The organism is Devosia sp. Z6_126 (genome assembly GCF_058133495.1).
The window spans coordinates 645,626-670,466 of record NZ_JBYUNO010000001.1 but is presented as its reverse complement, the minus strand read 5'-3'; the positions used below and the strand labels follow the sequence as shown (position 1 = coordinate 670,466).

Annotated in this window: 20 protein-coding genes and 1 riboswitch; of the genes, 10 read left to right on the top strand and 10 right to left on the bottom strand. The window is 62.4% G+C overall.

Annotated elements, in window-relative coordinates; all coding sequences use genetic code 11:
- Positions 1 to 5: 5 nt before the first annotated feature.
- From hdhA to AC3YOG_RS03315, 5 genes are all read right to left on the bottom strand, one after another.
- Positions 6 to 728, bottom strand: coding sequence for a 7-alpha-hydroxysteroid dehydrogenase (gene hdhA / locus AC3YOG_RS03335; RefSeq protein WP_489934062.1), 723 nt, complete (start codon positions 726 to 728; stop codon positions 6 to 8).
- A 210-nt stretch (positions 729 to 938) separates the two neighbouring features.
- On the bottom strand, positions 939 to 1,700 hold the full coding sequence (locus AC3YOG_RS03330) for an ABC transporter ATP-binding protein (RefSeq protein ID WP_489934061.1): 762 nt from the start codon (positions 1,698 to 1,700) through the stop codon (positions 939 to 941).
- A complete protein-coding gene (locus AC3YOG_RS03325; protein ID WP_489934060.1) occupies positions 1,697 to 2,725 on the bottom strand; it encodes a FecCD family ABC transporter permease in 1,029 nt (342 codons plus the stop codon). The genes AC3YOG_RS03330 and AC3YOG_RS03325 overlap by 4 nt, the downstream gene beginning before the upstream one ends.
- A gap of 8 nt (positions 2,726 to 2,733) precedes the next feature.
- The gene (locus AC3YOG_RS03320; RefSeq protein WP_489934059.1) at positions 2,734 to 3,732 is read right to left on the bottom strand and encodes an ABC transporter substrate-binding protein; all 999 of its coding nucleotides are present in this window, start codon (positions 3,730 to 3,732) and stop codon (positions 2,734 to 2,736) included.
- Positions 3,733 to 3,884: 152 nt separating this feature from the next.
- Positions 3,885 to 4,090: riboswitch (cobalamin riboswitch) on the bottom strand.
- 49 nt (positions 4,091 to 4,139) lie between these two features.
- Positions 4,140 to 5,165: a LacI family DNA-binding transcriptional regulator gene (locus tag AC3YOG_RS03315; protein WP_489889347.1), complete on the bottom strand. Its 1,026-nt coding sequence runs from the start codon at positions 5,163 to 5,165 to the stop codon at positions 4,140 to 4,142.
- A 251-nt stretch (positions 5,166 to 5,416) separates the two neighbouring features.
- Between AC3YOG_RS03315 and AC3YOG_RS03310 the strand changes: the two genes are divergently transcribed.
- From AC3YOG_RS03310 to AC3YOG_RS03300, 3 genes are all read left to right on the top strand, one after another.
- The gene (locus AC3YOG_RS03310) at positions 5,417 to 6,958 is read left to right on the top strand and encodes a sugar ABC transporter ATP-binding protein (RefSeq protein ID WP_489934058.1); all 1,542 of its coding nucleotides are present in this window, start codon (positions 5,417 to 5,419) and stop codon (positions 6,956 to 6,958) included.
- Entirely contained in the window at positions 6,939 to 7,964 is a 1,026-nt protein-coding gene (locus AC3YOG_RS03305; protein ID WP_172121882.1) for an ABC transporter permease, read from the top strand. Before AC3YOG_RS03310 ends, AC3YOG_RS03305 begins: the two co-directional genes overlap by 20 nt.
- Before the next feature lie 69 nt (positions 7,965 to 8,033).
- Positions 8,034 to 8,981, top strand: a complete 948-nt coding sequence (locus AC3YOG_RS03300) for a substrate-binding domain-containing protein (protein WP_172121883.1) — start codon at positions 8,034 to 8,036, stop codon at positions 8,979 to 8,981.
- Between the two features lie 91 nt (positions 8,982 to 9,072).
- On the opposite strand, the gene AC3YOG_RS03295 is transcribed toward AC3YOG_RS03300, so the two are convergent.
- Entirely contained in the window at positions 9,073 to 9,549 is a 477-nt protein-coding gene (locus AC3YOG_RS03295) for a MarR family winged helix-turn-helix transcriptional regulator (protein ID WP_127751640.1), read from the bottom strand.
- Positions 9,550 to 9,668: 119 nt separating this feature from the next.
- Here AC3YOG_RS03295 and AC3YOG_RS03290 point away from each other — a divergent pair, with 119 nt between their 5' ends.
- Positions 9,669 to 10,583: an alpha/beta fold hydrolase gene (locus AC3YOG_RS03290; RefSeq protein ID WP_489934057.1), complete on the top strand. Its 915-nt coding sequence runs from the start codon at positions 9,669 to 9,671 to the stop codon at positions 10,581 to 10,583.
- A gap of 113 nt (positions 10,584 to 10,696) precedes the next feature.
- Complete coding sequence (locus AC3YOG_RS03285) at positions 10,697 to 11,899, top strand: MFS transporter (protein ID WP_489934056.1); 1,203 nt, start codon at positions 10,697 to 10,699, stop codon at positions 11,897 to 11,899.
- A 224-nt stretch (positions 11,900 to 12,123) separates the two neighbouring features.
- On the opposite strand, the gene AC3YOG_RS03280 is transcribed toward AC3YOG_RS03285, so the two are convergent.
- The 3 genes from AC3YOG_RS03280 to AC3YOG_RS03270 all read right to left on the bottom strand — a co-directional run bounded on the left by AC3YOG_RS03280 (position 12,124) and on the right by AC3YOG_RS03270 (position 16,920).
- A complete protein-coding gene (locus AC3YOG_RS03280) occupies positions 12,124 to 13,635 on the bottom strand; it encodes an alpha/beta hydrolase (RefSeq protein ID WP_489934055.1) in 1,512 nt (503 codons plus the stop codon).
- A 79-nt stretch (positions 13,636 to 13,714) separates the two neighbouring features.
- Positions 13,715 to 15,235 (bottom strand): alpha/beta hydrolase, encoded by a 1,521-nt coding sequence (locus AC3YOG_RS03275; protein ID WP_489934054.1) that lies wholly within the window; start codon positions 15,233 to 15,235, stop codon positions 13,715 to 13,717.
- An 8-nt stretch (positions 15,236 to 15,243) separates the two neighbouring features.
- A complete protein-coding gene (locus AC3YOG_RS03270; RefSeq protein WP_489934053.1) occupies positions 15,244 to 16,920 on the bottom strand; it encodes an alpha/beta hydrolase in 1,677 nt (558 codons plus the stop codon).
- 402 nt (positions 16,921 to 17,322) lie between these two features.
- Between AC3YOG_RS03270 and AC3YOG_RS03265 the strand changes: the two genes are divergently transcribed.
- The gene (locus tag AC3YOG_RS03265) at positions 17,323 to 18,024 is read left to right on the top strand and encodes a DUF1236 domain-containing protein (protein ID WP_248305203.1); all 702 of its coding nucleotides are present in this window, start codon (positions 17,323 to 17,325) and stop codon (positions 18,022 to 18,024) included.
- A gap of 529 nt (positions 18,025 to 18,553) precedes the next feature.
- Here AC3YOG_RS03265 and AC3YOG_RS03260 read toward each other — a convergent pair.
- Positions 18,554 to 18,958, bottom strand: a complete 405-nt coding sequence (locus AC3YOG_RS03260) for a hypothetical protein (RefSeq protein ID WP_489934052.1) — start codon at positions 18,956 to 18,958, stop codon at positions 18,554 to 18,556.
- Positions 18,959 to 19,266: 308 nt separating this feature from the next.
- Here AC3YOG_RS03260 and AC3YOG_RS03255 point away from each other — a divergent pair, with 308 nt between their 5' ends.
- The 4 genes from AC3YOG_RS03255 (at position 19,267) to AC3YOG_RS03240 (ending at position 24,271) form a co-directional block, all read left to right on the top strand.
- Positions 19,267 to 19,929, top strand: a complete 663-nt coding sequence (locus AC3YOG_RS03255; protein ID WP_489934051.1) for a response regulator transcription factor — start codon at positions 19,267 to 19,269, stop codon at positions 19,927 to 19,929.
- On the top strand, positions 19,926 to 21,299 hold the full coding sequence (locus AC3YOG_RS03250) for a sensor histidine kinase (protein ID WP_489934050.1): 1,374 nt from the start codon (positions 19,926 to 19,928) through the stop codon (positions 21,297 to 21,299). The genes AC3YOG_RS03255 and AC3YOG_RS03250 overlap by 4 nt, the downstream gene beginning before the upstream one ends.
- A 764-nt stretch (positions 21,300 to 22,063) precedes the next feature.
- Positions 22,064 to 22,555, top strand: a complete 492-nt coding sequence (locus AC3YOG_RS03245; protein WP_489934049.1) for a YciE/YciF ferroxidase family protein — start codon at positions 22,064 to 22,066, stop codon at positions 22,553 to 22,555.
- Between the two features lie 402 nt (positions 22,556 to 22,957).
- The gene (locus tag AC3YOG_RS03240; RefSeq protein WP_489934048.1) at positions 22,958 to 24,271 is read left to right on the top strand and encodes an esterase-like activity of phytase family protein; all 1,314 of its coding nucleotides are present in this window, start codon (positions 22,958 to 22,960) and stop codon (positions 24,269 to 24,271) included.
- Positions 24,272 to 24,841 lie beyond the last annotated feature (570 nt).

Here is a 24,841-nt window from a genome sequence, read left to right as displayed (position 1 = left end):
GCCGGTCAGTCCAGCTCCTGCACCCCACCCCCCGAGACGGTCAGCACCTGCCCGCTGATCCATGACGCCGCGGGCGAACACAGAAACAGCGCCGCATAGGCGATGTCATCGACCTCCCCGAGCCGCCGGATCGGGGTGTGCTGCAGCATGCTCTGTTCGATCTCGGGCGTCAGCACGCTCGCCAGGGCCGCGGTCCTTGTCGCGCCGGGCGCAATGGCGTTGATCCGCACGCCCATTGACCCAAGATCAAAGGCGATATTGCGGGTCAAATGGTTGAGCGCGGCCTTGGAAGAAGCATAGGAGGCCATGCGCTGGTTGCGGTTCTCGCCGGCCATGGACGAGATATTGAGCACTGCGCCACCCCCTGCTGCCGCCAGATGCGGCGCGGCCAGCTGCGTGAGCCGGAACGCCGAAAAGACGTTGAGTTCATAGGCCCGGCGAAAATCCTCCATCGGCATGTCGAAGGGCTGGGGGCCGCCGCCTCCGGCATTGTTGACGAGGATGGCGAGCTTGCCGAACTGGTCCAGCGCGGTGTGCACCAAAAGCTCAAGGTCATCTTCCCGGGTGACATCACAAGCCACCGCGACCGCCTTGCCCCCTGTTGTGTTGATTTCGGCGGCAGCCGCCTGGGCCGCCACGGGCTTGCGGTCGCTGACCACAATGGCGGCCCCCGCACCCGCGAAGAGGCGCGCAATGCCGAGCCCGATCCCGGCACCGGCGCCGGTCACCACCGCCACTTTGCCATCAAGGCGAAACTTGTCCGGGTTAACATGCTGTGCTCCCCTCGTCCTGTGCCCGAGCCTATGCCGTCCCACCTTTAAGGCCTTGATATCGGTCAGGCCCGGGCTGGTATTGGCGGGGCGGGTGCTGTCCTGTGGATGCCTGGCGCGCTGGGCCGATCTGATCGGCTCGATTGCTGCTTCTCGGCTCGGTCCGCGTCACGGCAGATACTGGATCTGCAGCCCACGGTGCAGCGTCGAGGGGGCCACCTGGGCGCGCACCTTGAACACCTCGGCGATCAGCGCCTCGGTCAAGACTGCATGTGGCGTGCCCGCGGCCACCAGCCGCCCCTCGCGCATCACTGCGATCCGGTCGCAGAACATGGCGGCGAGGTTGAGGTCGTGCAGCGCCACGATCGTGGTGAGCGGCAGCCCGGCGACGAGGCGCAGGATATCGAGCTGGTGCTGGATATCGAGGTGGTTGGTGGGCTCATCGAGGATCAGATCGGTCGGCTCTTGCGCCAGCGCCCGCGCCAGCTGCACGCGCTGCCGCTCGCCGCCCGAAAGCGTATGCCAGGGCTGGTGGCGCCGGTCGGCGAGCTCCACCCGCTGCAGGGATTGCTCGACAATGGCGTCGTCCGCTTGCGTCCAGGGCGACAGGGCCGAGCGATGCGGCGTGCGCCCCAGCCGCACCACATCGAGCACCGTCACATTGGCTTCGGTCGTGGCATGTTGCTCGACCACCGCTACGCGCTGGGCCAGCTGGCGCCGGCCGAAGCGGCCCAGCGGGACGGCATCGATTGTGACCTCGCCATCAGCGGGCGTGCGCAAACCCGCAAGGAGCCGGATCAGCGACGACTTGCCCGAGCCATTGGGCCCGAGCAGGCCCAGCGTCATGCCGGGCTGCGCCTCGAGGGTCACGCCATCGACGATGATCTTGCTGCCGGCTTTCCAGCTGACGTCATGGGCGGCAATGGTCATCGCCCACCGCGCCCACGATACAGAATGACGGCGAAAAACGGCACGCCGACCAACGCGGTGACCACCCCGATCGGCAGCACCTGCTGGGGCAGGATGATGCGCGAAACGATGTCGGCCAGCACCATGAACACCGCTCCCACCACCACGCAGGCGGGCAGCAGCCGCAAGTGCTGCGGGCCCACGATGAAGCGGGCGACATGGGGAATGACGAGGCCCACAAAACCGATCGAGCCCACCATCGACACCATGGTCGCGGCCATGAGGGCGGTGAGCGCAAACAGCACCACCCGCACCTGCGCCACGGGCACGCCGAGCGAACGGGCCGCATCGTCCCCGAAGGTGAAGGCATCGAGCGCTCGGGCATAGCGCAGGCAGACGATGAGCCCCGCGCCAACCACGCCTGCCGCAAGGCCCACATCGCTCCAGCGTACGCCGGCAAAACTGCCCAGCAGCCAGAACATGACGCTGCGCGCCTGTTCGGCATCGGCCGAAGTGCTGACGACATAGGAGGTCAGCGCATTGAACAATTGCGAAGCGGCGACACCGGCCAGGATCGTGCGCTCGGCGCTGCCCGCCGCGCCTCGCGCGAGGAGAATGACAAAGGCAAAGGCGGCCAGGGCTCCGGCAAAGGCGCCCAGCGGAATCGCGGCGCTACCCGCCCCCATGCCGAGCACGATAACGCAAACCGCCCCGGTCGAGGCGCCCGCCGAAACGCCCAGCACATAGGGTTCGGCCAGCGGGTTGCGCAGCAGCGATTGCAGGATCGCGCCACACAGCGCCAGCCCCGCCCCGCAGGCGGCCGCCACCAGCGAGCGGCTGAGCCGATAGTCCCAGATTACGCTTTCCTGGATGCGGCTGATCTCGAACTGCGTCCAGCCCAGGCGATTGGTGATGGCCTGGAGCGTGGTGTGGAGCGAAATGGGCATTTCGCCAATCCCCACGCCCAGCGCCACGGCAAGGGGCAGCAGCAAGGCTGCCCCGCCGATCACCGATCCCCCCAGCCGCGCGCGGCGCCGCTGGGTCATTGCCATGCTCATTGCAGCAGGCCTTGGCTCTGCAGCGCTTGGGCCAGGGTTTCGAGCCCGCCAATCGTGCGCAGGGTCGGGTTCATCGCCTGCGCGTCGAGCAGCACCAGATGGCCCGCCTCGACGGCGCTGAGCTGGCTCACCATGGGGTCGGTTTGGAGAAACTCCACTTTGACGGCAGGGTCATCGGCCGGCCGATTGCGCCGGTCCATCGTGCCGACGACGATGACGGTGGGGTCGGCCGCGGCAATCGCTTCCCAGCTCACCAAAGGCCAGTCTTCATCGCTGTCGACGATGTTACGGGCGCCCAGCACCTCCATCATATAGGCCGAAGCGCCATTGCGGCCCGCTACCCAGGCATCCCCGGCAATTTCGGGGCTCGAAAACCAGAACACCATGGAAACGCCCGCCGCGCGTTTCCCCAGTTGCGCGCGCACGGCCGCTTCGCGGCTGCGCAGCGCGCTCACCAGTTCGGCGCCCCGCTCATTGACGTCAAAGATTGCCGCCAGTTCGCTGATCTCCTGGTAGAGCAGTTCGCTGGTCCAGGGCTCGAGGCGCACGCCATCGCCATTGCTGGCGTCCTTCATGGCGCAGGTGGTCGGCGAGATATAGCTCGGGATGCCGAGATCGGCATATTGCTCGCGACTGCCCGCTTCATCGCGCATCCCGAACTGGGCGGCAATGAAATCGGGCTCGGTGCCAAGGATTGCTTCATAGCTCGCGGTGCTGTCGGCAAGGCGCGGCACTTTCTCGTTGTCGGCGGCAACCTCGGCGAGCACCGGCGACACCCAGGTGGCCGTGCCCACCATGCGGTCGGCCAGACCCAGCAGCAGCAGGATTTCCGAGCTGTTCTGGCCGATGCCAACGGCCCGCTGCGGTGCCTCGGTAAAGGTGAGTTCGACCCCGCAATTTTCGAGCCGCAGGGGGTATTGGGTTGCCTGTTGGGCCAAGGCCGCGCTGGCGGTGGCAACAAAAATGCCGCTGGCCAGAAGGGAGAAAAGACGCATCGAAACCTCTCGTGATGCTGTTCAAGCCAAACGATCAGCCAGACACGAGGGGGAAGTTGAGGTCATGCTCCCGCTACCCCGAAGGGGGCGCCACGGCAACGATCGGACGAGCCAAAAGCCGGTCCGCACCCCACCGAAACACCTCGTTCGGTTTGCTGGTCGTTGTCCCGGCAGGTCTCCTGGCTCGCGGCTCTGGCGCTCCTCGTCCCCTTCCCGGTCGCTTGACCAGTGGCTTGGACGGTGAACTTGCCGCTTACAGTTGCGAGGGCAGCTTCGGTTTTGGCCCCTGATGGGTAATCCGCACCGTATTCCCTTTTCATCCGCGCTCGATGGCGGAACCGTGACCCCGCCGTATTAGCGGCGGGCCGGACCCTGGGCAAGGGGGAAGTGGCGGAGGGGTGTCGCAGTCAATTGCTCGCCAGCCGGGCCACCGAGCTGCGCACCACGAGCTCCGCGCGCAACAGGATATTGGTGGATTTGGGCTGCTCGTCGGCCAATAGCGTCAGCAGCAATTCCATCGCCGCTTCCCCGATCCGGTGCCGGGGCTGCTTCATCGTGGTCAGCGACGGGCTGACAAAGCTGGCAAAGGAAATATCGTCAAAGCCCATCACCGAAAACTGGCGGGGCAGCTCATAGCGGCGCGTATTAAGCGCGATGATGACCCCAAGAGCGGTGGCATCATTGACGCAGAAAAAGGCGCTGGGCAGCGCATCGCGCACAAACATCAGCTCGGCGGCGGCGCGTCCGCTTTCGGTCGTGCCATCGCCATCAAGGATCAGCCGCGGATCGATACGGATGCCGGCCCCTTCAAGGGCCGCGCGATAGCCCGCTTCGCGCAAGCGGTTGATCTCCCGGCTGCTGGAATGGCCGATAAAGGCGATGCGCCGGTGTCCCTGCGAGATCAGGTGCTCGGTGGCAACGCGGGCACCCTCGACATTGTCGACCCCGACAAAGGGAATGCTTTGCCCCGTCACCGGCTCGTTGACGGCGACGGTCGGGGGCAGGCGGGTTTCGCCGCGATCCTGCCCGAAGCCGAACGGCAGGTGGCCGGTAAAGAGGATCAATCCATCCGCCTGGTTGGAGCTGATGAACCGGAGATAATCGGTTTCCCGGCTCGGATCGTTCTGGGTATTGCCGATCAGTACCCCATAGCCGCGCTTGCTGGCTTCAGTCTCGAGACCCACGAGGATGTTGGAGAAATTGGGGTCGCCCACATCGGGGGCAAGGATCAGGATCATGTTGGAGCGCCGCATGCGCAGCGAGCGCGCCAGGGCATTCGTGGTGTAGCCGGTGCGGGCAACGGCTTCGGCGACCTTGCGGCGGGTCGCGTCGGCGACTTTGGTCGGCTCGTTGATGGCGCGGCTGACGGTGGCGATCGACACCCCGGCCATGGCCGCAACATCTTCAATGGTCGCCAGCTTTTGCTGCTGCACTCGGCCCCGCTCCGCCCCCCGCGCCGCTCGGTTGCGCTGCAACCGGCTTACGCCCAGACAAGTGTCATTTGCGCGATCAACAGTGCGCCTGTGCCCCTTAGCAGAGGTCGATCCAGGCGGCACGCTCTACCACTCCCCCATAGCAGTTATGCACCTGTGTAAACCTTTACATCAATCCTGAAAACCTTTACACCGGCACTCAAGCAGAGAGCCGCACAGCAAGTGCGCCATGCTTGGGGGAGGGCGGCAGCATGATCGATGCGCAAGACGCAAATGCGTCCCCGATCTTGTCGGCCCACCGCATTTCCAAGTCCTTTGGCGATATCCCGGTGCTGTTCAGCATCGATTTCGACATCAAGCCCGGCGAGGTTCACGCCATTATCGGCGAGAATGGCGCCGGCAAGTCGACGCTGATCAAGATTCTCTCCGGTATCGAGCAGCCGACCTCGGGCACCATCACCTATCAGGGGCAAACCGTGGTCTTGCCGCCCGATGGGCAGGCGGCGGCCATGGGCATCGTCGTAATCCACCAGGAATTGCTGCTGGCCGAACATCTGAGTGTCGCCGACTCCATTTTCCTCGGGCGCGAATTGCGCCGCGGCCCATTCTTGCAGCTCAAGCAGATGCGCGAGCAGACCCGGGCCATCCTCGACACGCTCCATGTCCATATCGACCCCGATGCGCGCATCAACACGCTCTCGGTCGCCGACAAGCAGATGGTGGAAATCGCCAAGGCGATCAGCCGCGATGCGCGCGTCATCATCATGGACGAGCCGACCGCCGTGCTGTCGGTCGGGGAAACCCAGACCTTTTTCGAGCAGATCCGCAGGCTGACGGCCAAGGGTGTGGCGGTGATCTTCATCTCCCACAAGCTCGAGGAAATCATGGAGCTCGCCGACCGCGTAACGGTGCTGCGTGACGGGCAGCTGATCGCGACGGTCGGTACCGAGAACCTGACGCCCGATTCCATTGCCCAGATGATGGTGGGGCGCGAACTCTCCAATCTTTATCCGCCCAAGCACGAGCCTGATGTGGATGGCGAAGTCGTGCTTTCCGTGCGCGATCTCGCCGCGCCCGGGGTCTCGGGCATCTCCTTCGAGCTGCGGCGCGGAGAAATCCTCGGCTTTGCCGGGCTGATCGGTTCGGGCCGCACCGCGGTGGCCGAAGCCATTGTCGGGCTCACGCGTAAAACTGCCGGGGCTCTGGAGGTGCATGGCACTCCCGCCGATTTCCCGGATCTCGCGAGCTCGCTCGATGCCGGGCTGGCCTATATGACCAAGGACCGCAAGGGGCGGGGGCTGCTGCTCAATGCGGGCCTGCAGCCCAATCTCACCTTGCTGACGCTGAAAAAGCACCTGCGCCATGGCTTTCTTGACGGGCGCAGCGAAGCGCAGGCGCTCGAGCGCGCGGTGCGGCGCTTTGATGTGCGCGCGCGCGATCCGTCGGTGCCGGTGGGCAAGCTGTCGGGCGGCAATCAGCAAAAGCTGATGCTGGGCAAGACCATGGAAAGCGAGCCCGACATCATCATCATGGATGAGCCCACGCGCGGCATCGATGTGGGCACCAAGCAGCAGATTTATCACATCATCGCGGCGCTGGCCGCCGAGGGCAAGGCGATCATCGTCATCTCCTCGGAAATGCAGGAAGTTATCGGCCTTTCACACCGTGTCGTCGTCATGCGCAACGGGCGCATGGCCGGGGTGCTGGAAGGCGCTGAGATCACCGAGGCCGAGATCATGCGTTGCGCGGCCGGCATCAAGCTGGGGGTGGAAAATGAGCGTGTCAGTGCCTGAAACCGCAAGCAAGCCGGCCAAGAGCTTCAAGATCGATCTCAAGATCCTGGGGCCGCTGCTGGCGCTGATCCTGCTGATCATTCTCGGCTACAGCCTCAACCCGCTGTTTTTGGGCGAGGGCAATGTCACCAATCTGCTGACGCGCTCGGCCTTTATCGGCATCATCGCGGTGGGCGCGACCTTTGTGATCACGGCCGGCGGCATCGATCTGTCGGTCGGCTCCATGGCCGCCTTCATTGCCGGCATGATGATCATCATCATGAACTCGGCCGTCGACAGCATGGGCGCTTCGATCTGGACCGTGCTGCTGGGCGTGGGCTGTTCGCTGATCCTGGGCTTGGGCGCCGGCTTCATCAACGGCTTTTTGACCACCAAGGCCAAGATCGAAGCCTTCATCGTCACCCTGGGCACGATGGGCATCTACCGCTCGCTGGTGACCTATTTCGCCGATGGCGGCACGCTCTCGCTCAACAGCGGCGCGCGCGAAATCTACCGGCCGGTCTATTACGATAGCTTCCTGCGCATTCCCTATCCAGTCTGGGTGTTCATTATCGTCGCCGTCGTCGGCTGGATCCTGATGAACCGCACCGCCTTTGGCCGCTATTGCATGGCCATCGGCTCCAACGAGCAGGTGGCGCGCTATTCCGCCATCAAGGTCGATCGCGTCCGCACCTGGACCTATGTGCTGCAGGGCCTTTGCGTATCGCTCGCCACCATCATCTATGTGCCACGCCTCGGCTCGGCCTCCTCGGCCACGGGCGTTCTGTGGGAGCTCGAAGCCATCGCGGCCGTGATCATCGGCGGCACCATGCTCAAGGGCGGTTACGGACGGATTGGAGGCACGGTGATCGGCGCGCTGATCCTCACCGCCATCGGCAATATCCTCAACCTCACCGATATCATCTCCAACTACCTCAATGGGGCCGTGCAGGGGGTGATCATCGTCGCCGCCGTCTACCTGCAGCGCGGCAGCTTCAAGCGCGCCATCCGCAAAAAGGCCGAATAGCGAAATTTCCCGGCCCAAGTGGGCGGGGCAAAACCGGCGCACAACGCGCCACACAAGGGAGGACTACCCATGTCTATCAAGGCATTGACCCTGGCTCTGGCCGCGACCACGGCCCTCGCGGCCCCGGCGCTCGCCCAAGACCAGGTCAAGATCGGCGTTTCCATTCCGGCGGCCACCCATGGCTGGACCGGGGGGCTCAACTACCACGCCAACGAAGCCGAAAAGCGCCTCGAAGCGCTGTATCCCAATCTCGACATCACCATCGTGACCGCTGACAGCCCCGCCGACCAGGCCGGCGATATTGAGGACATGACCTCGGTGCAGCAGATCGATGCCCTAGTCGTGCTGCCCTTTGAATCCGATCCGTTGGTCGAGCCGGTGCGTCAGGCCAAGGAAGCGGGTGCCTTCATCACCGTGGTCGACCGTGGCCTGCCCGACGAAACCATCCAGGACGTTTATGTCGCGGGCAACAACACCGAGCTGGGCGCCACTTCGGCCGAATATTTCAAGACCCGGCTCGGCGAGGGCGACAACATCGTCATCCTGCGCGGCATCCCGACCGTGATCGATACCGAGCGCTTCGACGCCTTCATGGCCGGCATCGAAGGCTCGGGCATCACTGTGCTCGACAACGAGTTTGCCAACTGGAACCGCGATGACGGCTTTGAAGTGATGCAGGACTTCCTGTCGCGCTTCCCCGATATCGATGGCGTCTGGGCGCAGGACGACGACATTGCCATGGGCGTGGTGGAAGCCGTGCGCCAGGCGGGCCGGGAGGGCGATATGTTCATCGTCGGCGGCGCCGGGATGAAGGACGTGATCAAGGGCATCATGGATGGGGACGAGTTGATCCCGGTCGATGTGCTTTATCCACCCGCCATGATCGCCACCGCCATGGACGTGACCGTCGCCAATTTCATGTCCAACGCACCGGTGCAGGGGCAATATATCCTGAGCGCGCCGCTCGTGACCCAGGACAATGCCGAGCAGTTCTACTTCCCCGACAGCCCGTTCTGATTTTCCGAAGCAGTCTCAAGATTGTGGGGCGCTTCAGAGGCGCCCCATTTTGCTGAATCAAGCGCCGCTTAGCGGCCGGCAGCTTCTCTGGTCAAGCTTCGCCGATGTCAGAGACAATCTGCCCCGGGGCAGCGAGATCGATCGGTTGGGGGCCCAGAAGGGCAACGAGGCTGCCTTCCAGCCTCGACAGTTCATCGGCGCCGATCTGGCTTGCCCATCTTGCGCGCAGTTCTTCAAAGATCGCCTCGCCTTCACGCATCACGCCGTATCCCGCTGGGGTGACTTGCACGAGTTTGCGCCGCGCGTCCGCAGGATCGTCGGCCCGGGTGAGATAGCCGCGCTCCTCCAGCAGGGCAATGGTCTTTGCCGCTGCCTGCTTGCTCACCCCTAGTCGGCGGCCCAGATCTGAAGCGTTGGAAGCGCCAGCCGCAATGGCGCGCATGGCAAAGTCATGGGCCGGACGCACATCCTCGTAGCCGCGTCGCGCCAGTTCCGCAGTGGCCGCATCGGCCAGGAAGCGAAAGCCGCCAAGAAGCAGAAGTGCAAGATCAGCGCCGGTCCGTGCCATAGCCGGAACCTACAAGTAGGCGCGGACGATGACAACCAGGTTGCCGAACCCTAGATAACGACAACTCGGTTGTCTATGTTGGCGAGGAAAGACAACAAGGTTGTCTACCAGAGGTCGACATGGACTTTTCTCCCGTGAGCTCAACCAATGCCGCATTCAGCCACCAACTGGTGAGATTTGACGGCACCGACATCCATTATGTGTCAGCAGGTACGGCGGGATCGCCAATCCTGCTGGTTCACGGTTTTCCGGAAACCTGGTGGGCGTTCCACAAGCTCTTGCCTCTCCTCGCCGAGCATCATCGGGTCTTTGCCGTCGACCTGCGCGGTTTTGGCGGCTCCCGCGGGGCGATGCAGGATTACGACAGCAGAGCGGTGGCCGAGGATCTACACCGGCTGGTGGCTCACCTCGATGTTGGCCCCGTGCATCTGAGCGGGCAAGACATTGCTGGCGCCGGCGTTTTCCGGCTTGCTGCGACCTATCCGGAGCAAGTCGCGAGTTTCACCGGCATTGAAATGGGCTTGGCTGGATTTGGCCTTGAAGCGCTTGCTGATGTTACCCTACACCCCGGCTCCTGGCATATCGGCGTGCTGGCCGCTCCCCAAATTCCCCAGCTGTTGCTGGCTGGGCGAGAAGAGGCATTCCTCCGGTTCATGTTCAGCTCGATGTCCGCTACCGCCGAGGCCGTGCCGGACGCTGACCTTGCCGAATTCGCCCGCAGCTATTCCCGTCCGGGCGCCTGGGAAGGTGCCGCCAAACTGTACCGATCCATGCTGCGCGAAGGGGCAGATATTCGCGCCATTGCCCAAGATAAGGCTTTGACAATGCCCGTGCTCGCAGTGGGCGCGGGTGGTGGCGAGTTCACGGCCACGACCATGGCCAAGGTCAGCGCGGGCACCGTGCGATCAGTTCTTCTCGCTGGAGTAGGGCACTACCCGGCTCTTGAAGCGCCGGAGCGGTTGGCCCAGGCGATGCTGGCTTTTGTTGCCGAAGTTGATGCCAACAGGAGGGATATTGCCAGCGCTCCTTCGTGAGATGCTGCTTTCAGCAGCAGCTCGAAACGCCCTGACTGAACACAGGCAAGGACAGGCACGGGCTAACATGTTACGAGGAAAAGAGCATCCTCCCGCCGCCCGGACCTTCCAAAGTGAATCTTACCGCCAGCTCGTCAGTGACCCATCTCGCCGGCAAGACCACGCTGCCCATCATCATTGCTGTAAGCGTTTGCCACCTCATCAACGATGTCATGCAGTCCCTGCTGTCGGCGATCTATCCATTGCTCAAGGTCAACTATCAACTGGACTACATCCAGATCGGGTTGCTGACGCTGACCTTTCAATGCGTAGCGTCGCTGCTGCAGCCGGCAATCGGCATGTATACCGACAAACGCCCGTTGCCCTATTCCCTGCCCGTCGGGATGGCGGCGAGCCTATTGGGTCTGATCATCCTCGGCATGGCACAGACATACTGGTTGTTGCTGATCGGTGCCGCATTCGTGGGACTAGGCTCGGCGATCTTTCATCCTGAATCCAGCCGCGTCGCCCGCCTGGCTTCGGGCGGCCGGCATGGTTTGGCCCAATCGATGTTCCAAGTTGGTGGCAATGCCGGCTCGGCCATCGGGCCATTGCTGGCCGCTTTCATCGTGCTGCCGCGCGGGCAATGGAGCATCAGCATGTTCGCTGCCGGCGCCCTGGTGGGCATATTCATCTTGTGGCGGGTGGGCAATTGGTATGCCGAGCACCAGCGCAGCAATGCTGGCAAGGCGCCCGCAAGCAAGTCGTTGATGTTCGATCACCGCACCACCATGATTGCGCTGACCGTGCTGACGGTTCTGACCCTGACCAAGAATGCCTACACCGCCAGCCTATCGAGCTATTACACCTTCTTTCTCATGGACAAATTCCAGGTCGGGGTGCAGGACGCGCAGTTGCTGCTGTTCGTTTATCTCGGTGCTTCGGCTGTCGGCGTATTCCTCGGCGGACCGATAGGGGACCGGTTCGGGGCCAAGTTCGTAATCTGGTTTTCGATACTGGGGGTGCTGCCGTTCACGCTTGCACTGCCCTATGCCGACATGACCTGGACCGTGATCCTCACCATCATCATCGGGCTGGTGTTTTCCTCGGCCTTTTCCGCCATTGTGGTCTTTGCGCAGGAGTTGATGCCGGGCCGCGTTGGGTTGATCGCGGGCATCTTTTTTGGCTTCGCGTTCGGCGCAGGCGGGATCGCCGCGGCGGCGCTGGGTGCCGTCGCCGATTTCACCAGCATCCAGCACGTCTTCTGGCTCTGCTCCTTCCTGCCACTCGCCGGTTTGCTGACGGTGTTCCTGCCCGATATGGGCAAGGTCAGATAGCTGGCGGGGCGCCAGGTGGACAGGTTTGGGCCGGAGCTTCAGGAAGGCGAATGGCTGAAATCGAATCTGTCGTCCACCGGGACGCCCACCCTAGCTCTCAGCCCTGCTGGTTACTTGGCCCGCCAGATACGTATTGGCTGGACGTCGGGATGGGCAGTCGGCCAATTTCGGGCAAACTGGTCAGTTCCTAGGTTACGTCGCCCGCCCGGACCACTCGCGCTCATTCATTCTTGCGCCTCTTGGATCATGTCCGCGAGCAAAGAATAAATGAGGTCGGTATTGCCAAAGATCTCCTGCGGATTAATCAGGTCGTGCGGCAGGTGGTTGGAGAACTCCAGCCGTTCGGTTGAGACGTCCGGGTCCCGCGCGCGCCACAGATTGACCAATTGGTCGGTCAACTGGTTGTTGACGGCAACATCGGCCTCGTTGAGCACAACCGAGATGCGCGCGACTGCGGGTGGCTCCCGCGCGGCATCATGCATCACCGCCTCGCCCAGCCGCATCACCTGGGCCAAGGTGTGGGTCGATGGACGAGGGAACACATAGTCGGTCTGTGGGGCGGTCACCGGCGCCAGCGGATTGATCCAGAACATCATGTTGGGCAACAACAGGAGGAGGTTGGTCGCCGCCGTGTTGGCCCAGGGCGGCACGATATAGGGGCCAAGAAAGGGCGATACCGGGACGGCCAGGCGAATGTCGGATCGGTGCTGTGCCGCCCAGGTGACGATCGTACCTCCGGCGGATAGACCGACAACCACCACGTTATCACCCAGCCCCTGCGCCAGATCGGTTGAGCTATTAGCCAGATCCACCAGGTGCTCGGCGGTGAGAGCGGCCAGGGAAACGGTGTCGGGATCGGCCTCGCCATGGCCGAACATGCGGGGCAGATACACATTGTAGCCCAATGCAAAGACCGAGCGCGCCAGCGCCTCGCCCTGGGCGGGGCAACTGGTAAGGCCATGGAAAAAGACCACGGCAATGGTGGTCTTGCGGCCATGGGTGAGGAGTTGGGAGGAGCAGCGCTTATGAAGCGCCAGTTCGCCTTCCGCCCCCCGCACCGCGTAAAAGGCCGCGAATGCCTCTTCATAGCTTTGCGCCGGCGCGGTGGCTGATGGCCTTGCGCCTAATCCCTGCACCGGCACAGGGGTGAGGGAGAGAATGACAAAGGAGCCGGTCAGGCCGACAGCAAGGATCAGGGCGCCGACCCGGGCTGCCCGACGAAGATTCCGGGAAAGCGTCCTAACAGACCGGGACGGGCGATTTCGCGCCGCGTCGTGCGGCCTGATGAAGGCAATCAGCGCCCAGGCCAAAATCCCGCCCGCCAGCCCCAGCGCCATCGCGGCGGCAAAGCCCGTGGTCATCAGGCCAAGGCCCGCAACCCAAACCACCCATTGGATGCCGCCAGTGGCCGGAGTGTCGGAGACTACCATTTCGTTGAGGCCGAGAACGACCGGATAGGACAGCGTTGCCGCCAGTATCCCCGCTGCAGCGCCGGCTAGCGGGGAAACCCTGGGCCAGTTGGGCATCAATAGCCACCAAACCAACCAGCCGCATAGGAACACCCCGGCAAACAGCACCGGCCAGGGCACGCTCCCCGCACTGTTGGGAACGGCTCCCCCCATGTTGAGCCCGAGCAAGGGCGCCAGCCCTAAGGCTAAAAGGGCGAAAAGCAGTCCGGCGGCAAGGGTCCAGGGGAGGTACCAAGCGGCGCGGCGTTGAGGAGCGTCTGTTGGCATTAATTGGTTCCCCACCCGATGCAGGCAGGCAAGGCACGGCGCACCCTGAACAGTGCTGCTATGGTGCCCACGCCCAAGCTCATTTGCTATCGACCGCGATCATGTCGAGCAGGATTGGGTAGACAATGCTCACCGCGCCATGCGGTTCGCGCGGGTCGATCACATCATGGGGCAAGCCGTCCGCGTGGGGGAGGAATCGCAAGTCGACTGTTCGCCCATCCTCGTGCCACTGCGCCACCAACTGCCGGGCCAGTGCGTTATTGACCGAGTGATCTGCCTCGTTGAGGAGAACACCGATGCCCTGCGCAGCGGGGGCTTCCCACGCCGCCTGGGCCGCAGTGATCCGCCCCAGGCGCATCAATTCGGCCACGGCGCGGGTAGCAAAGCGTGGATAAACATAGGGCATGCCGGGGGAGCTATAGGGCGTTTCGGGGTTCCACCAGAGCATCATATTGGGCAAGAGTAGGAGAAGGTTCGTTGCGGCCTGCGTTGCCCAGGGCGGCAAGAAGGCCGGCCCAAGAAAGGGCGCCACCGAGATCGCACCCGCCAGGGTGCTGTCGTTCTGTGTCTCGAAGGTGGTGATCGTTCCCCCCGCCGAAAGGCCGGTGATGATCACCTCGTCGCCCAGGCCCTGCGCGAGAGCAATGGCAAACTCGGCTGTATCGACGAAGTCTTCGGCGGTGACACTGGCCAATGCCAAGGTGAGCGGATCGGCTTCGCCATGTCCCGGCAGGCGGGGCACGAGGACGTTATAGCCAAGGCCGAAGAGCCAGGAAGCCAGTTCGTCGCCTTGGGCCGGGCAACTGGTCAAGCCGTGGAAATAGATCACGACCCCCGCGACCTTGTCCCCATGCGTTTGCAACTGCGAGCGGCATTCCGGCCGTAGCGGCAGAGTGGCTTCCTGCGCCTGGATGACGGCAAAGCCGGCCAGGGCTTGCGCATAGCTTTCAGCCTGGCGAGGGGGCGTGCTTGCGGCGAGCTGAGGGGTGGGCAGGACGGTCAGCCCGACAAACACGGCGACCAGTGTGACCACTGCGAAGGCGGCGCAGAAGACCAGGCCTCGAAACATCCGCCGCAACAGGCCCACTTCCCGCTTCGTTCCGCGCGCCGACGGCGCGAGGTCAACGGCGAAGCGGCGCTGCAGGAGGGCGATCAGCATGCCTGTCAGTGCCAGCGCGATGGTAGAAGCGAAACCGGTGGTGACCAAGCCCAACGCGGATTGAACCAGAACATAGCCGAGTTGGCGGAGCAGGGACGCAAGGTCTGCGGCCACGCGCGCGTCCGAATGGAGGAACTCGGCCAACAACAGCACGGCGGGATAGGAGAAGCAGGCCACCAGCACGCCCGCGACAGCGCCCCTGACCAAACTGACCTGGCCCGGCCGGATAACAAGCAGCCACCAGACTACGGAGCCACAAAGGAAGACACCGAGGAGAATATTGGCGACGGTGATTTCACCGCTATTACCCAAGGCTGCCGGGTTAATCCGCAACTGGGCGGAGGCGCTCGCGAGCAAGGCGGTTACAGCAAAGGCGAGGCCAGCAAGGAGGCTCCAGAGCCAGCGCTGTGCCGCCAAAGGGCGGGCAGAATTCTTTTCCACGCCCGTGCTCATGGCTTGCCTGCCGGATAGGAGGCCATTCGTTCCTTGAGTTCGGCAATGCTGGCATCGTTCCAGCCGGGCGGGTCGACGAGGGCGCGCCAGGCATCGATGTAATCATCGATGGCGTAGTTGTGGCCATAGCCGATCGGGGAGGTCTGGGCGAGAGCCATATCCATCCCCAGTTGCAGCCAGGTGACCAGGGGATACCAGGTCAGGGCCGAGGACACCCCCGGGCCGCGCTGGCCGATCATCCAGGCCGGTTCGGTGCGATAGCTCGACCATTCGAAAAAGACGATGGGGTCGCTTGGATATTGCAGAAAGGCGATCCGCAGCGGTCCCCAAGGGGTGCCAGGGTGGGCCAATTCTGCGCCGCGATTGGCAAAGCGGACCGTCGATTCATTGCCAAAGCGGGGCCGCCATTCGGGGGAGCCGGGATCACGATTGGCGGTGGCATAGCCCCAGATGGAACTGGTGAAAGGCGGGCCTGCCCAAAGTGCACCATTATAGGGGTCGGCAAAGAGGTCAAGGATCTGCGCCGAGGCCTGGGAGCTATTGGCCCCAAGGCTGAGGCCATTGAGATAAAGCCTTGGCCGAGTATCGCGGGGTAGCTTGGTCCAGTATTGATAAACGATGGAAAAAAGGGCCTGGGCCGCCTCTGTGCCGTATTCAGGTTGAACCACCAGGGAAAGCGGGCTGGTGAGATAGGAATATTGCAGCGCAACGCTGGCGACGTCCCCCGCCATCAGATATTCGAGGCTATCAATGCTGGGCGGATCCACCCAGCCCGTGCCGACCGGCATGATGACAACGAGCACGGACCGGTCGAACGCGCCCACTCGAAGCATTTCCTCCAAAGCGAGGCGGGCGCGCTCTTCAAGGGTCGCAGCCGAGCGCAGGCCGACATAGACACGCAGTGGCTGTTCGGCAGGCCGCCTGATCATGGCGGCGATAGCAGACTGGCTGGGGCCCGACTGCACATAAACCCGGCCATCCCGCCCGATCGTGTTCCAGGCCACGAGCGAAGCGGCGCTGCCTGACTGGAGCGGATTGGCGGGTGGTTCGCCAAACTGGCCCGCGACCTGGTCAAGCTGCTCAAAGAAGCGGTCCGCCGAAGCGAGGGAAAAGCGCAGCAGCACGCCATTGAACAGCACGGCGGTGACCACGCCTACAAAGGTGATACCCAAGAGGAGCGCCACCCGACGTGGCACATAGCGCTTCATCCGCCGCGCCACGGCCTGGACACTGTGGACAAGGAGGGTGCCCAGGGTAACCAGCACAACGGCGGGCAGCAGCGCTACCAGCACCACCTGAAGCGGGTGGCCGCGATGCACGGGTGGCTCGCCCATGGCTGCGCGAACCGAGTTTTGCCAGGGCACGATCTGCACCAGGCTGTAAAGGACCAGTGCGGCGCAAAGCACGGCGACAAGGAAGCTGACAAGGCGCGTATAGGCGCCAAAAGGGCGGCCGAGCTCGATATAGTCCCACAGCCACTGCAGCGTCGCGCCAATGGCATAGCCGAAGGCAAAGGTGGTGCCCGAAAGTAGGCCTTGAATTGGGGGTGTTCTGGGCAGCAGCGAAGGGGTGAGCGACAAGCAGAACAGGATTACCCCAACCACAAGACCTGCTCGGGACAGATTGCGATCGATCAGGGGCAGCAGCGAGGTCGCCCGCAGGGCTTTTTCCATGGCGTCATCCCTCCACTTGCGACCCCGCTCATGGTTCCTGATGGATTGTTCCTTGCAGTCCAGATGTGATTGGCCAGCTGCGGCCGGTCAATGAGTGGCTTCAAAGCGGGTGAACAGGGGTAGTGTTTGTGTCCGGCAGAATTGCTCGACCGTGGATAGAAATTTTAGCGTAATTGCTTCGCCTCAAGCTAAGCAATCGGAAGCTCAAGCCGATGTGCGCCGCAGGTAGCGGCAGAATGGGGGCCGGTCGCTGGCCCGAGTGGCAGCTTCAGCCGCACTGGTGGCGCTGGTTGGATGACAATACCCTTACACGCAACCGGAGAGATTTTCAGAAATCTTTCAAGCACTTAGTGGAACGATCGGGCTGTGCAAGGGTTGGGTTGTGCAAACAAGAGAACCACAATGAACAAGCTCCTCACTTTCATGACCGCTGCCACTCTGGCGACCACCGCCTTTGCTGGCATCGCTTCGGCGCAGAGCCCGACATCAACAGCCACGACCACAGCCACAGCTGCAACGGATCTCACCATCCGCTCCGGTCCCGGGCCGCAATATGCGTCAGTAGGCTTCATTGCCGCTGGGGAGAGCGCGACGGTGGGTGGTTGTCTGCAGGGCAGCAAGTGGTGCCAGGTCAGCTATGATGGTGCCACCGGCTGGTCCTATTCGGATTATCTTACGGCCGATCTTTCGGGCGAAGCTGTGGTGCTGACGGAGCGTTACTCCGATGTGGGGCTTGCGACCGTCACCTATGAGGATGAAGGTGCTGCTCCCGGCGGCGCGGCAGCTGGTGCAACCAGCGGTGCTATCGTTGGCGCCCTTATCGGCGGCCCCATCGGCGCGGCCATTGGTGGTGTTGTCGGTGCGGCAAGCGGCGCCACCGCCGGTGCAGTGATCGATCCGCCGGAAGTCGCTCGCACCTACATCACCTCCAACCCCCAGGAGTCAGTTTATCTGGATGGGGAGGTCGTGATCGGCGCCGGTGTTCCTGAGACGGTGACCCTGCAGGCTATCCCTGAATACACGGAATACCAGTACGTCTACATCAACGGCCAGCCCGTTCTGGTTGACCCCGCCACCCGGCAGATCGTCTACGTCGTTCGCTGATCACGCGCCGGCTGGTTCAGATAACCAGCCGGCTTGCTCTCGACTGCGCTGCCTCTCGTTCACCTTTGGCGGTGTGCTGAACTGCTCGGGGCCGTCCCTGACTGCGGGTAAGGCGGCTCACGCGCTACAACTCGTGCGGGTTGAAAACCCAGGGGCCGCGCGGTTCCTGGTCCCGCGAATTTCAGATGCGGCAGGCGAGACCATGCGGGTTTCGCGGCCCGGTCCGAACTTGCCTGCGGCTTTGCTCTCCAACTTCAGAGCAGGGCCGACCCGCGAGCGCGTTGAGACGTAAGTGTCTTCCCACGATGAACCCGGCATGCCCTCGCTGAGGCGGATCGGCGACCTGCCAATGGTCAGCTGATTGGTCAGTAAAACGGCACCAGAAGCGCGGGGGGATACTTCTGGCGCCGTTTTCTAGCTGACGCTCCAAGAGTGGGCAATCCAAGAAGGCATGGGACCTTGGAAGTCAACGCCACCACCATAACCCACCTGCCGTGACCCATTGGTGATAGGCTTTGTCAGGTGTTTGTCAGGCAACAAGGGGTACAATTTCGTTATGCCAGTTCGCACCCTCATTGCTGCGCTTGCTCTTTTCGCCCTGCTTGGCCAGCCAAGCTGGGCGCAAGGCAATGGAAATGGAAATGGGAATGGGAATGGGAATGGGAATAGTGGAGGGGAAAGCCGGGGCAGCGACAGCGGGACTGGCGGGAACTCCAATGGAGGGAACGGAAACGGAAATGCTGGTGACCGGGACGGCAACGGCAATAATGGCGGCGGTAATAACGGCGGCGGTAATAACGGCGGCGGCAATAATGGCGGCGGCAATAATGGCGGCGGCAAGGGGAACGGCAATGGCAATTCGGGTAGTGCCGGGGAAGCAGGTCCGTCCAATCCGGGCAACGAAAACGCTGGGCCTGGCAACAGTTCGGGCCATGAGGGAGGAGGGATTGGCAGCAACGGGCGCGCCAACGCTGGAGCGCCGGGTCAGTCGCGATCCAGGGAAGAGCCGGTTGGGGAAAGCCCAGAACGATCAGCTCTAGAAGCAGTGCGCTCCGGCAAGGCAGTTCCACTCGAAAACTTGCTCCCCGATGTGAGGGCCAATACGGGCGGCGAGGTTATCGACGCTGAGTTGCTAACCGTGGACGGCTTCCTGCTATACGGCATCAAGGTACTGACGCCGGCTGGCCGCGTCAGCGTTCAATATTATTACGCCAACTCGGGCCGACCCGTGAGGGACCGCTGATGCGGGTGCTGATTGCCGAAGATGACGATCGGATCGCCGAGACGCTCGTTGCGGCGTTGAGCCGCGCCGGCTTTGCCGTAGAGCGCGAAAGCGATGGTGAATCGGCCTGGTTCCGCGGGGACTCCGAGGCGTTCGACGCCATCATTCTTGATCTCGGCTTGCCGCAAATGGATGGGTTGACAATACTCAAGCGCTGGCGAAACGCCGGGCGCCTGACGCCGGTACTGATCCTGACGGCGAGGGGCCAGTGGGAAGAACGCGTTGACGGCATCGAGGCGGGAGCTGATGATTACGTGGTCAAGCCCTTCCACATGATGGAGATCATCGCCCGGATCCGCTCCCTCGTCCGAAGGTCCGCGGGCCTTGCCTCCTCGCGCATTGCCTTTGGGCAATATCTGCTCGACACGCGCACCATGCAGGTCACCAATAATGGCACTCCCGTTGATCTGACGCCGCAGGAATTCAAGCTGGTTGCCTACCTCGTGCACCAGCGCGGACGGGTTGTGTCGCAACTCGAGATCACCGAGCACATCTATAACCAGGATTTCGAGCGGGACTCCAATGCCATCGAAGTTCTTGTCGGGCGCGTACGCAAGCGTTTGGGCCCCAACGTGATCAAGACCAGGCGTGGCTTCGGCTATGTGCTGGGTGACGACGGGTGAGACCCAGATCACTTCGCCTGCGCATGATGGGACTGGCCCTGATCTGGGTGGTTCTGTCCCTTCTGGGCGCAGCGCTGGCTCTGCAATTCCTCTTTACTGTCAATATCGAGCGCACCGCGCGCGCCGAAATGGCGGCAGCATTGAACCGGCTGGCGGCAGAAATCGTGCCGGAAGTGGCGACGCCCGCAATTGGAACGCCCCTGCCGGACCCGCTTTACTCAACCCCATTTAGCGGCCGATATTGGCAGATCGAGGCGCTCGATAATGGCGGGGTCACCCGGTCCAAGTCACTTTGGGACTTCGTACTGCCCACACCGCCGGTCGCCACTGGTGGCGAGCTACTGCATCATGCCGAAGGCCCAGAACAGCAGCCGCTAATCCTGCTGACCCGCAGACTGGAGCTGGAGACCTCGACCGGTGAGCGACCCTTCCTAGTCACGATTGGGGCGGACCGATCCGCCCTTGATGCCGCCAAAGTGGAATTCGCCTGGGACGCAGCCAAGGTGCTGGCCATGCTGGGCGCCATTATCGTGCTGGCGGCCTGGGTCCATATCAAGCTGGGCCTCGCCCCGGTTCAGTCAGTGCGCCGCGGAGTGGAGGCGATCCGCCGCGGCGAGGTGGAGCGGCTGGAAGGGCCCTATCCCAGCGAGCTTGAGCCGCTGATCGATGAAGTCAATGAACTCCTCGCCACGCGCGATGCCGCTACAGAAAAGGCCCGCTCGCGGGCTTCCGACCTCGCGCACGGACTGAAAACCCCCCTTGCAGCCCTTACCGGAGTGGCCGAACGGCTGCGCAACAGGGGTAATCCCGCCGACGCGGACATGATCGAAAGCCTGACGGAGGAAATGGCCGAACGCATGGATTATCAATTGCGGCTCGCCTCCCTGCGCGTGCGAACCGCCGCCCATGCCGCCAGCGCGTCCCTGAACACCGCGGTGATCCGCACAATGACAGTGCTCAAGAAAACCGGCCACGGCGAACATCTGCACTGGGTGGCGCAACTGGGCGATGATTGTGACGTCGACATGCACCGCCAGGATCTGCTGGAGCTGGTTGGCATTACCCTCGAGAACGCGGCGAAGTGGGCCCATAGCAGGGTTTCGGTGCACAGCCGAAGGGATGGTGGTTTCGCGGTGCTCGAAATTGGCGATGATGGCCCGGGCATACCCCCCGAGCAGATTGCCCAGCTTGGCATTCGGGGCCGCCGACTGGACGAGAGCCGGCCAGGAACTGGCCTCGGCCTTGCCATGGCTGCACAGATTCTGGACCTGAATGGCGGCTCAATGCAGTTCGGCCGCGCCGATGCAGGTGGGCTTTGCGTCACACTACGAATGCCGCTTTCGCTAGCTCGACGCCGCGCAGGACCTTAAGCGGCCGCGACTGCTTCGTCTGGAGTGTAGGCGTTCTGGTTTTGATTGGCCGCTACGTCAGCTGCGGGCGCTTGCCCCAATTGGGCGCTGATGATGAGCCCTGCCGCAGCAAGGCAGCCAAGGGACAAACAGCAAAGGATCATAAATGCGGTGACCATGAGAGTGCTCGCTTGCGAATAAGGATCGGCCTGACCAAGAAGGACGAAGCCTAGTTTTATCCAGACCTAACGGAAAAACGAAGCAAACTCGCAGTGGTTGCGTGTATTAGTTAATTGTCTGTCCGTGTGTAGCCTGACAAAACGATAACCAGACTGTTATGAGCATGACAGGAAGTGCGCTGCCAAAATAATACTGAAGTAGTGCCCCAAAACGTATCATTCGCCATCAACGATTAATCAACGAACGACACAGTGCCTTTAGCCGTCTATTGTGGGCGTCTCTCCAGACGCTGCTCCACTAAGATGTGTTTGGTTATCACGCGCCGGTTGAACCTACGGCTCGAGCAGCCTGGCAATTCGGAGCGGAGCCAACTTGAGCAGCTATTCCACTGCAGGCGAGTAGTTAAGGGCATGCGTGTCCATCGCAGGCATGCAAGCGTTGACGCGTGTGCTTACAATCTGGTCTGCGCGAGCGCCGGAGAGCATCAGCCCTGAGTTGGCAGCGCTGCAGTCACTGCCCGCTATGATCTAAGTGCAAGCCCAAGCAACGTTTCCGCACCTGTCCAGTTGACCAACACCCCTATCGGTTCAATCTGGGACATGAAAATGGCAACGGAAAAGACACTCAGCGACGCTTTCTACGAAGCTCTCAAGGATGTTTACTTCGCCGAGCGCACCTCGGTGCGGGCACTCAAGAAGGCCGCGAAAGCCGCCAAGCAGCCCGAGCTCAAGCAAGCCCTGGAACAGCATGGCGAAGAAAGCGCGGAACAAGTCGAGCGCCTTCAGCAGGTGTTCGAAATCTTCGGAAAGGCGGCGCGAGGCAAGACCTGCGAGGCTATCCAAGGTTTGATGGCTGAAATGGAAGAGCATCTGGAGGACTTCAAGGACAGTGAAGCCTCGGATGCCGTTCTTATCGGGAGTGCCCAGGCAATGGAGCACTACGAGATTGCTCGTTATGGCATGCTGAAGTCATGGGCGCAGCAGCTGGGACTGAAGGATGCTGCGGACTTGCTGGAGCAGACCCTCAACGAAGAAAAGAACGCAGACCAGTTGCTCACTGAACTTGCAGAAAGCTCCGCGAACCAGCAGGCCGCTTAACCGGAGCTAGCTCAACACCGATTTGGGCCCGCCTGCCTCGGCAAGCGGGCCCACTGTTGCTCAATGAGCATCGCGCGTGCGCGCGCTCTGCCCATGCCAGGCTCAGGAATGGGGAGCAGCCGACGAGATCATTGCATCATGCGTCGGACGTGTGCCCCACCACAGACGGGAACAGCTGCCGTTTAAACGACGGTCGGGCCGATCCCGCATATGAGGCGAATTCGGCGGCTCAGGCTGCCGCCAATCTTGAGAGCAGCCCTGCCGCGTGCCCAATTGCATCACTCGAACCCAGCATACAGCGGCAGCGGCTCGCGTGGTTTATGACAGGGCTTTCATGCCGTTGTGATGGTTGCGACATGCGAGGTGACTAGGAAGAAGCGTCAGTTTCTCCTGGAGAATACAATGCTCAAAGCTCTCGCGCTTGGCGTCAGCCTCAGTTGCCTTTCCGCTCTCGCCCTGGCTCAGGACGGCGCCGAAGGTCCGGCAAAGTTCGACGCTGTGCTCAAGGCTCATGCGCAATTGCCCGCCCAGACATTCCTCCCGGCCCCGGCCGACGCGCCTCACGGCCTTCAGCTTTCGGGCCGTTTTACCTCTGGCACGCGGGTCGAGACGCCTTACGGCTGGGACAATGCGGCTTCGGGTATTGCTATGCCTTTTCCGGGTCAGCCCCTCCAGGGCATGAGCGGCGTGCGTTCGCTCGGCAATGACCGCTTCCTGTTCCTGACGGATAATGGCTTTGGCAACAAGGCCAACTCCGCCGACGCGATGCTGATGTTCAACATCCTCAAAATGGACTGGACCACCGGCAAGGTTCGTATCGAGGAAACGATCTTCCTCAAGGACCCCAATCGGGTCGTGCCGTTCCCGATCGTCACCGAACATAGCGAGAGCCGGTATCTTACCGGGGCTGACTTCGACCCCGAGTCGATTCAGCCTGTGGGCGAAAACTACTGGATCGGCGACGAGTTCGGTCCTTGGTTGATCGAAGTTGACGGCAAGGGCGTCGTGTTGCAGGTCATCAAGACCAATCCTGGTGGCATCGACTACAAGTCTCCGGACAACCAGTTCACCTCGCAGCCTGCGGCCGGCGCGACCGTCTCCGGCATCAACACCGGCCGCTCCGGTGGCTACGAAGGCATGGCGCAGTCAATGGACGGGAAAACGCTGTATCCACTGCTCGAAAAGCAGTTCTACGATGAAGAGGCGGGGGCGCTGGAGACCGTAGACGGGCAGCCGGTTATTCGCATGCTGGAATTTGATGTCGCTGGCGAATCCTGGAGGGATACGGTTCGCCGCTATCCGCTCGATGATGCCGGCCACGCCATCGGAGACTTCAACCTATTTGAAGGCACCCGTGGCCTGATCATTGAGCGTGACAATAATGAAGGTGACGATGGTCGCGAAAAGGCCGCCGCCTTCAAGCGCATCTATCTGGTTGATCTCGCCCGTGCAGACGAGAACGGCGTGCTTGAAAAGATCGCCTATATCGACCTGATGGCCATTCAGGATCCCGATGGCATTGCCCCGCGCGGCAGCAAGGACGGGGTCTTCACGTTCCCATTCGTGACCATCGAAGACGTCGACTTGGTCGATTCCACCACCATCATCGTCGCCAACGATAACAACTATCCCGGCTCCACCGGTCGTGAAGCCGGCCGCGCCGATGACAATGAGTACATCCTCCTGGACGTCGCCGACTTTCTCGCCGCCCAATAGGCAAATTGCAAGGTGAGGAGGTCTCCTGACCTCCTCACCTTGCTCAATCCTGGACTGGGTAGTGCCTAGCGGTTCTAGTCGCCAACGCTCTCCAGGCTGCAGCCTGGTCGTCATTTCTGCAGCGGCACCAACGCCGAGCGTTTTCTATTTACAAGAAGGGAGCCAGGGAACCGCTCCTCGTCCCGTACTCGCCTTAGATTTCTGCCGATACTGCTGACACCAGTGCCCACGCGATTACGGCGAGGCCGGCCAACAATCCGCCGCCTTGCCGCTTCTTTGGAGCCGTGGCCTGATCCTTGCTCGCTGACGGAGCGCGCACATTCTTTTGCATCGCAACCTCCTCACTTCGTGCTCGACCTTAGCGGGAACGATGATGCGCTTGCCGATCGCCCAACTCAACACACTGTTGTTCACAGTCGCTAGAGCAGGGAAGCTGATCGACGCCGGCATTGCCGATGATGTTGCTGAGTTCAGGTCCAGCCGCAGGCCGAGATCGACACCGTGTTCCGCAAGGTCTAGCTCGACGTGTTCTCTTCCTGGGGCTCTCCTGCCCGGCAGGCAATCTCTTCA

What these genes read in the sequence shown, in the direction of transcription:
- AC3YOG_RS03330 (WP_489934061.1), bottom strand. Translation starts at nt 1,700, where the DNA reads ATGACCATTGCCGCCCATGACGTCAGCTGGAAAGCCGGCAGCAAGATC.
- AC3YOG_RS03325 (WP_489934060.1), bottom strand. Translation starts at nt 2,725, where the DNA reads ATGACCCAGCGGCGCCGCGCGCGGCTGGGGGGATCGGTGATCGGCGGG.
- AC3YOG_RS03320 (WP_489934059.1), bottom strand. Translation starts at nt 3,732, where the DNA reads ATGCGTCTTTTCTCCCTTCTGGCCAGCGGCATTTTTGTTGCCACCGCC.
- AC3YOG_RS03310 (WP_489934058.1), top strand. Translation starts at nt 5,417, where the DNA reads ATGATCGATGCGCAAGACGCAAATGCGTCCCCGATCTTGTCGGCCCAC.
- AC3YOG_RS03305 (WP_172121882.1), top strand. Translation starts at nt 6,939, where the DNA reads ATGAGCGTGTCAGTGCCTGAAACCGCAAGCAAGCCGGCCAAGAGCTTC.
- AC3YOG_RS03300 (WP_172121883.1), top strand. Translation starts at nt 8,034, where the DNA reads ATGTCTATCAAGGCATTGACCCTGGCTCTGGCCGCGACCACGGCCCTC.
- AC3YOG_RS03295 (WP_127751640.1), bottom strand. Translation starts at nt 9,549, where the DNA reads ATGGCACGGACCGGCGCTGATCTTGCACTTCTGCTTCTTGGCGGCTTT.
- AC3YOG_RS03290 (WP_489934057.1), top strand. Translation starts at nt 9,669, where the DNA reads ATGGACTTTTCTCCCGTGAGCTCAACCAATGCCGCATTCAGCCACCAA.
- AC3YOG_RS03280 (WP_489934055.1), bottom strand. Translation starts at nt 13,635, where the DNA reads ATGCCAACAGACGCTCCTCAACGCCGCGCCGCTTGGTACCTCCCCTGG.
- AC3YOG_RS03270 (WP_489934053.1), bottom strand. Translation starts at nt 16,920, where the DNA reads ATGGAAAAAGCCCTGCGGGCGACCTCGCTGCTGCCCCTGATCGATCGC.
- AC3YOG_RS03265 (WP_248305203.1), top strand. Translation starts at nt 17,323, where the DNA reads ATGAACAAGCTCCTCACTTTCATGACCGCTGCCACTCTGGCGACCACC.
- AC3YOG_RS03260 (WP_489934052.1), bottom strand. Translation starts at nt 18,958, where the DNA reads ATGGCCCGAACTGTTGCCAGGCCCAGCGTTTTCGTTGCCCGGATTGGA.
- AC3YOG_RS03255 (WP_489934051.1), top strand. Translation starts at nt 19,267, where the DNA reads ATGCGGGTGCTGATTGCCGAAGATGACGATCGGATCGCCGAGACGCTC.
- AC3YOG_RS03245 (WP_489934049.1), top strand. Translation starts at nt 22,064, where the DNA reads ATGGCAACGGAAAAGACACTCAGCGACGCTTTCTACGAAGCTCTCAAG.
- AC3YOG_RS03240 (WP_489934048.1), top strand. Translation starts at nt 22,958, where the DNA reads ATGCTCAAAGCTCTCGCGCTTGGCGTCAGCCTCAGTTGCCTTTCCGCT.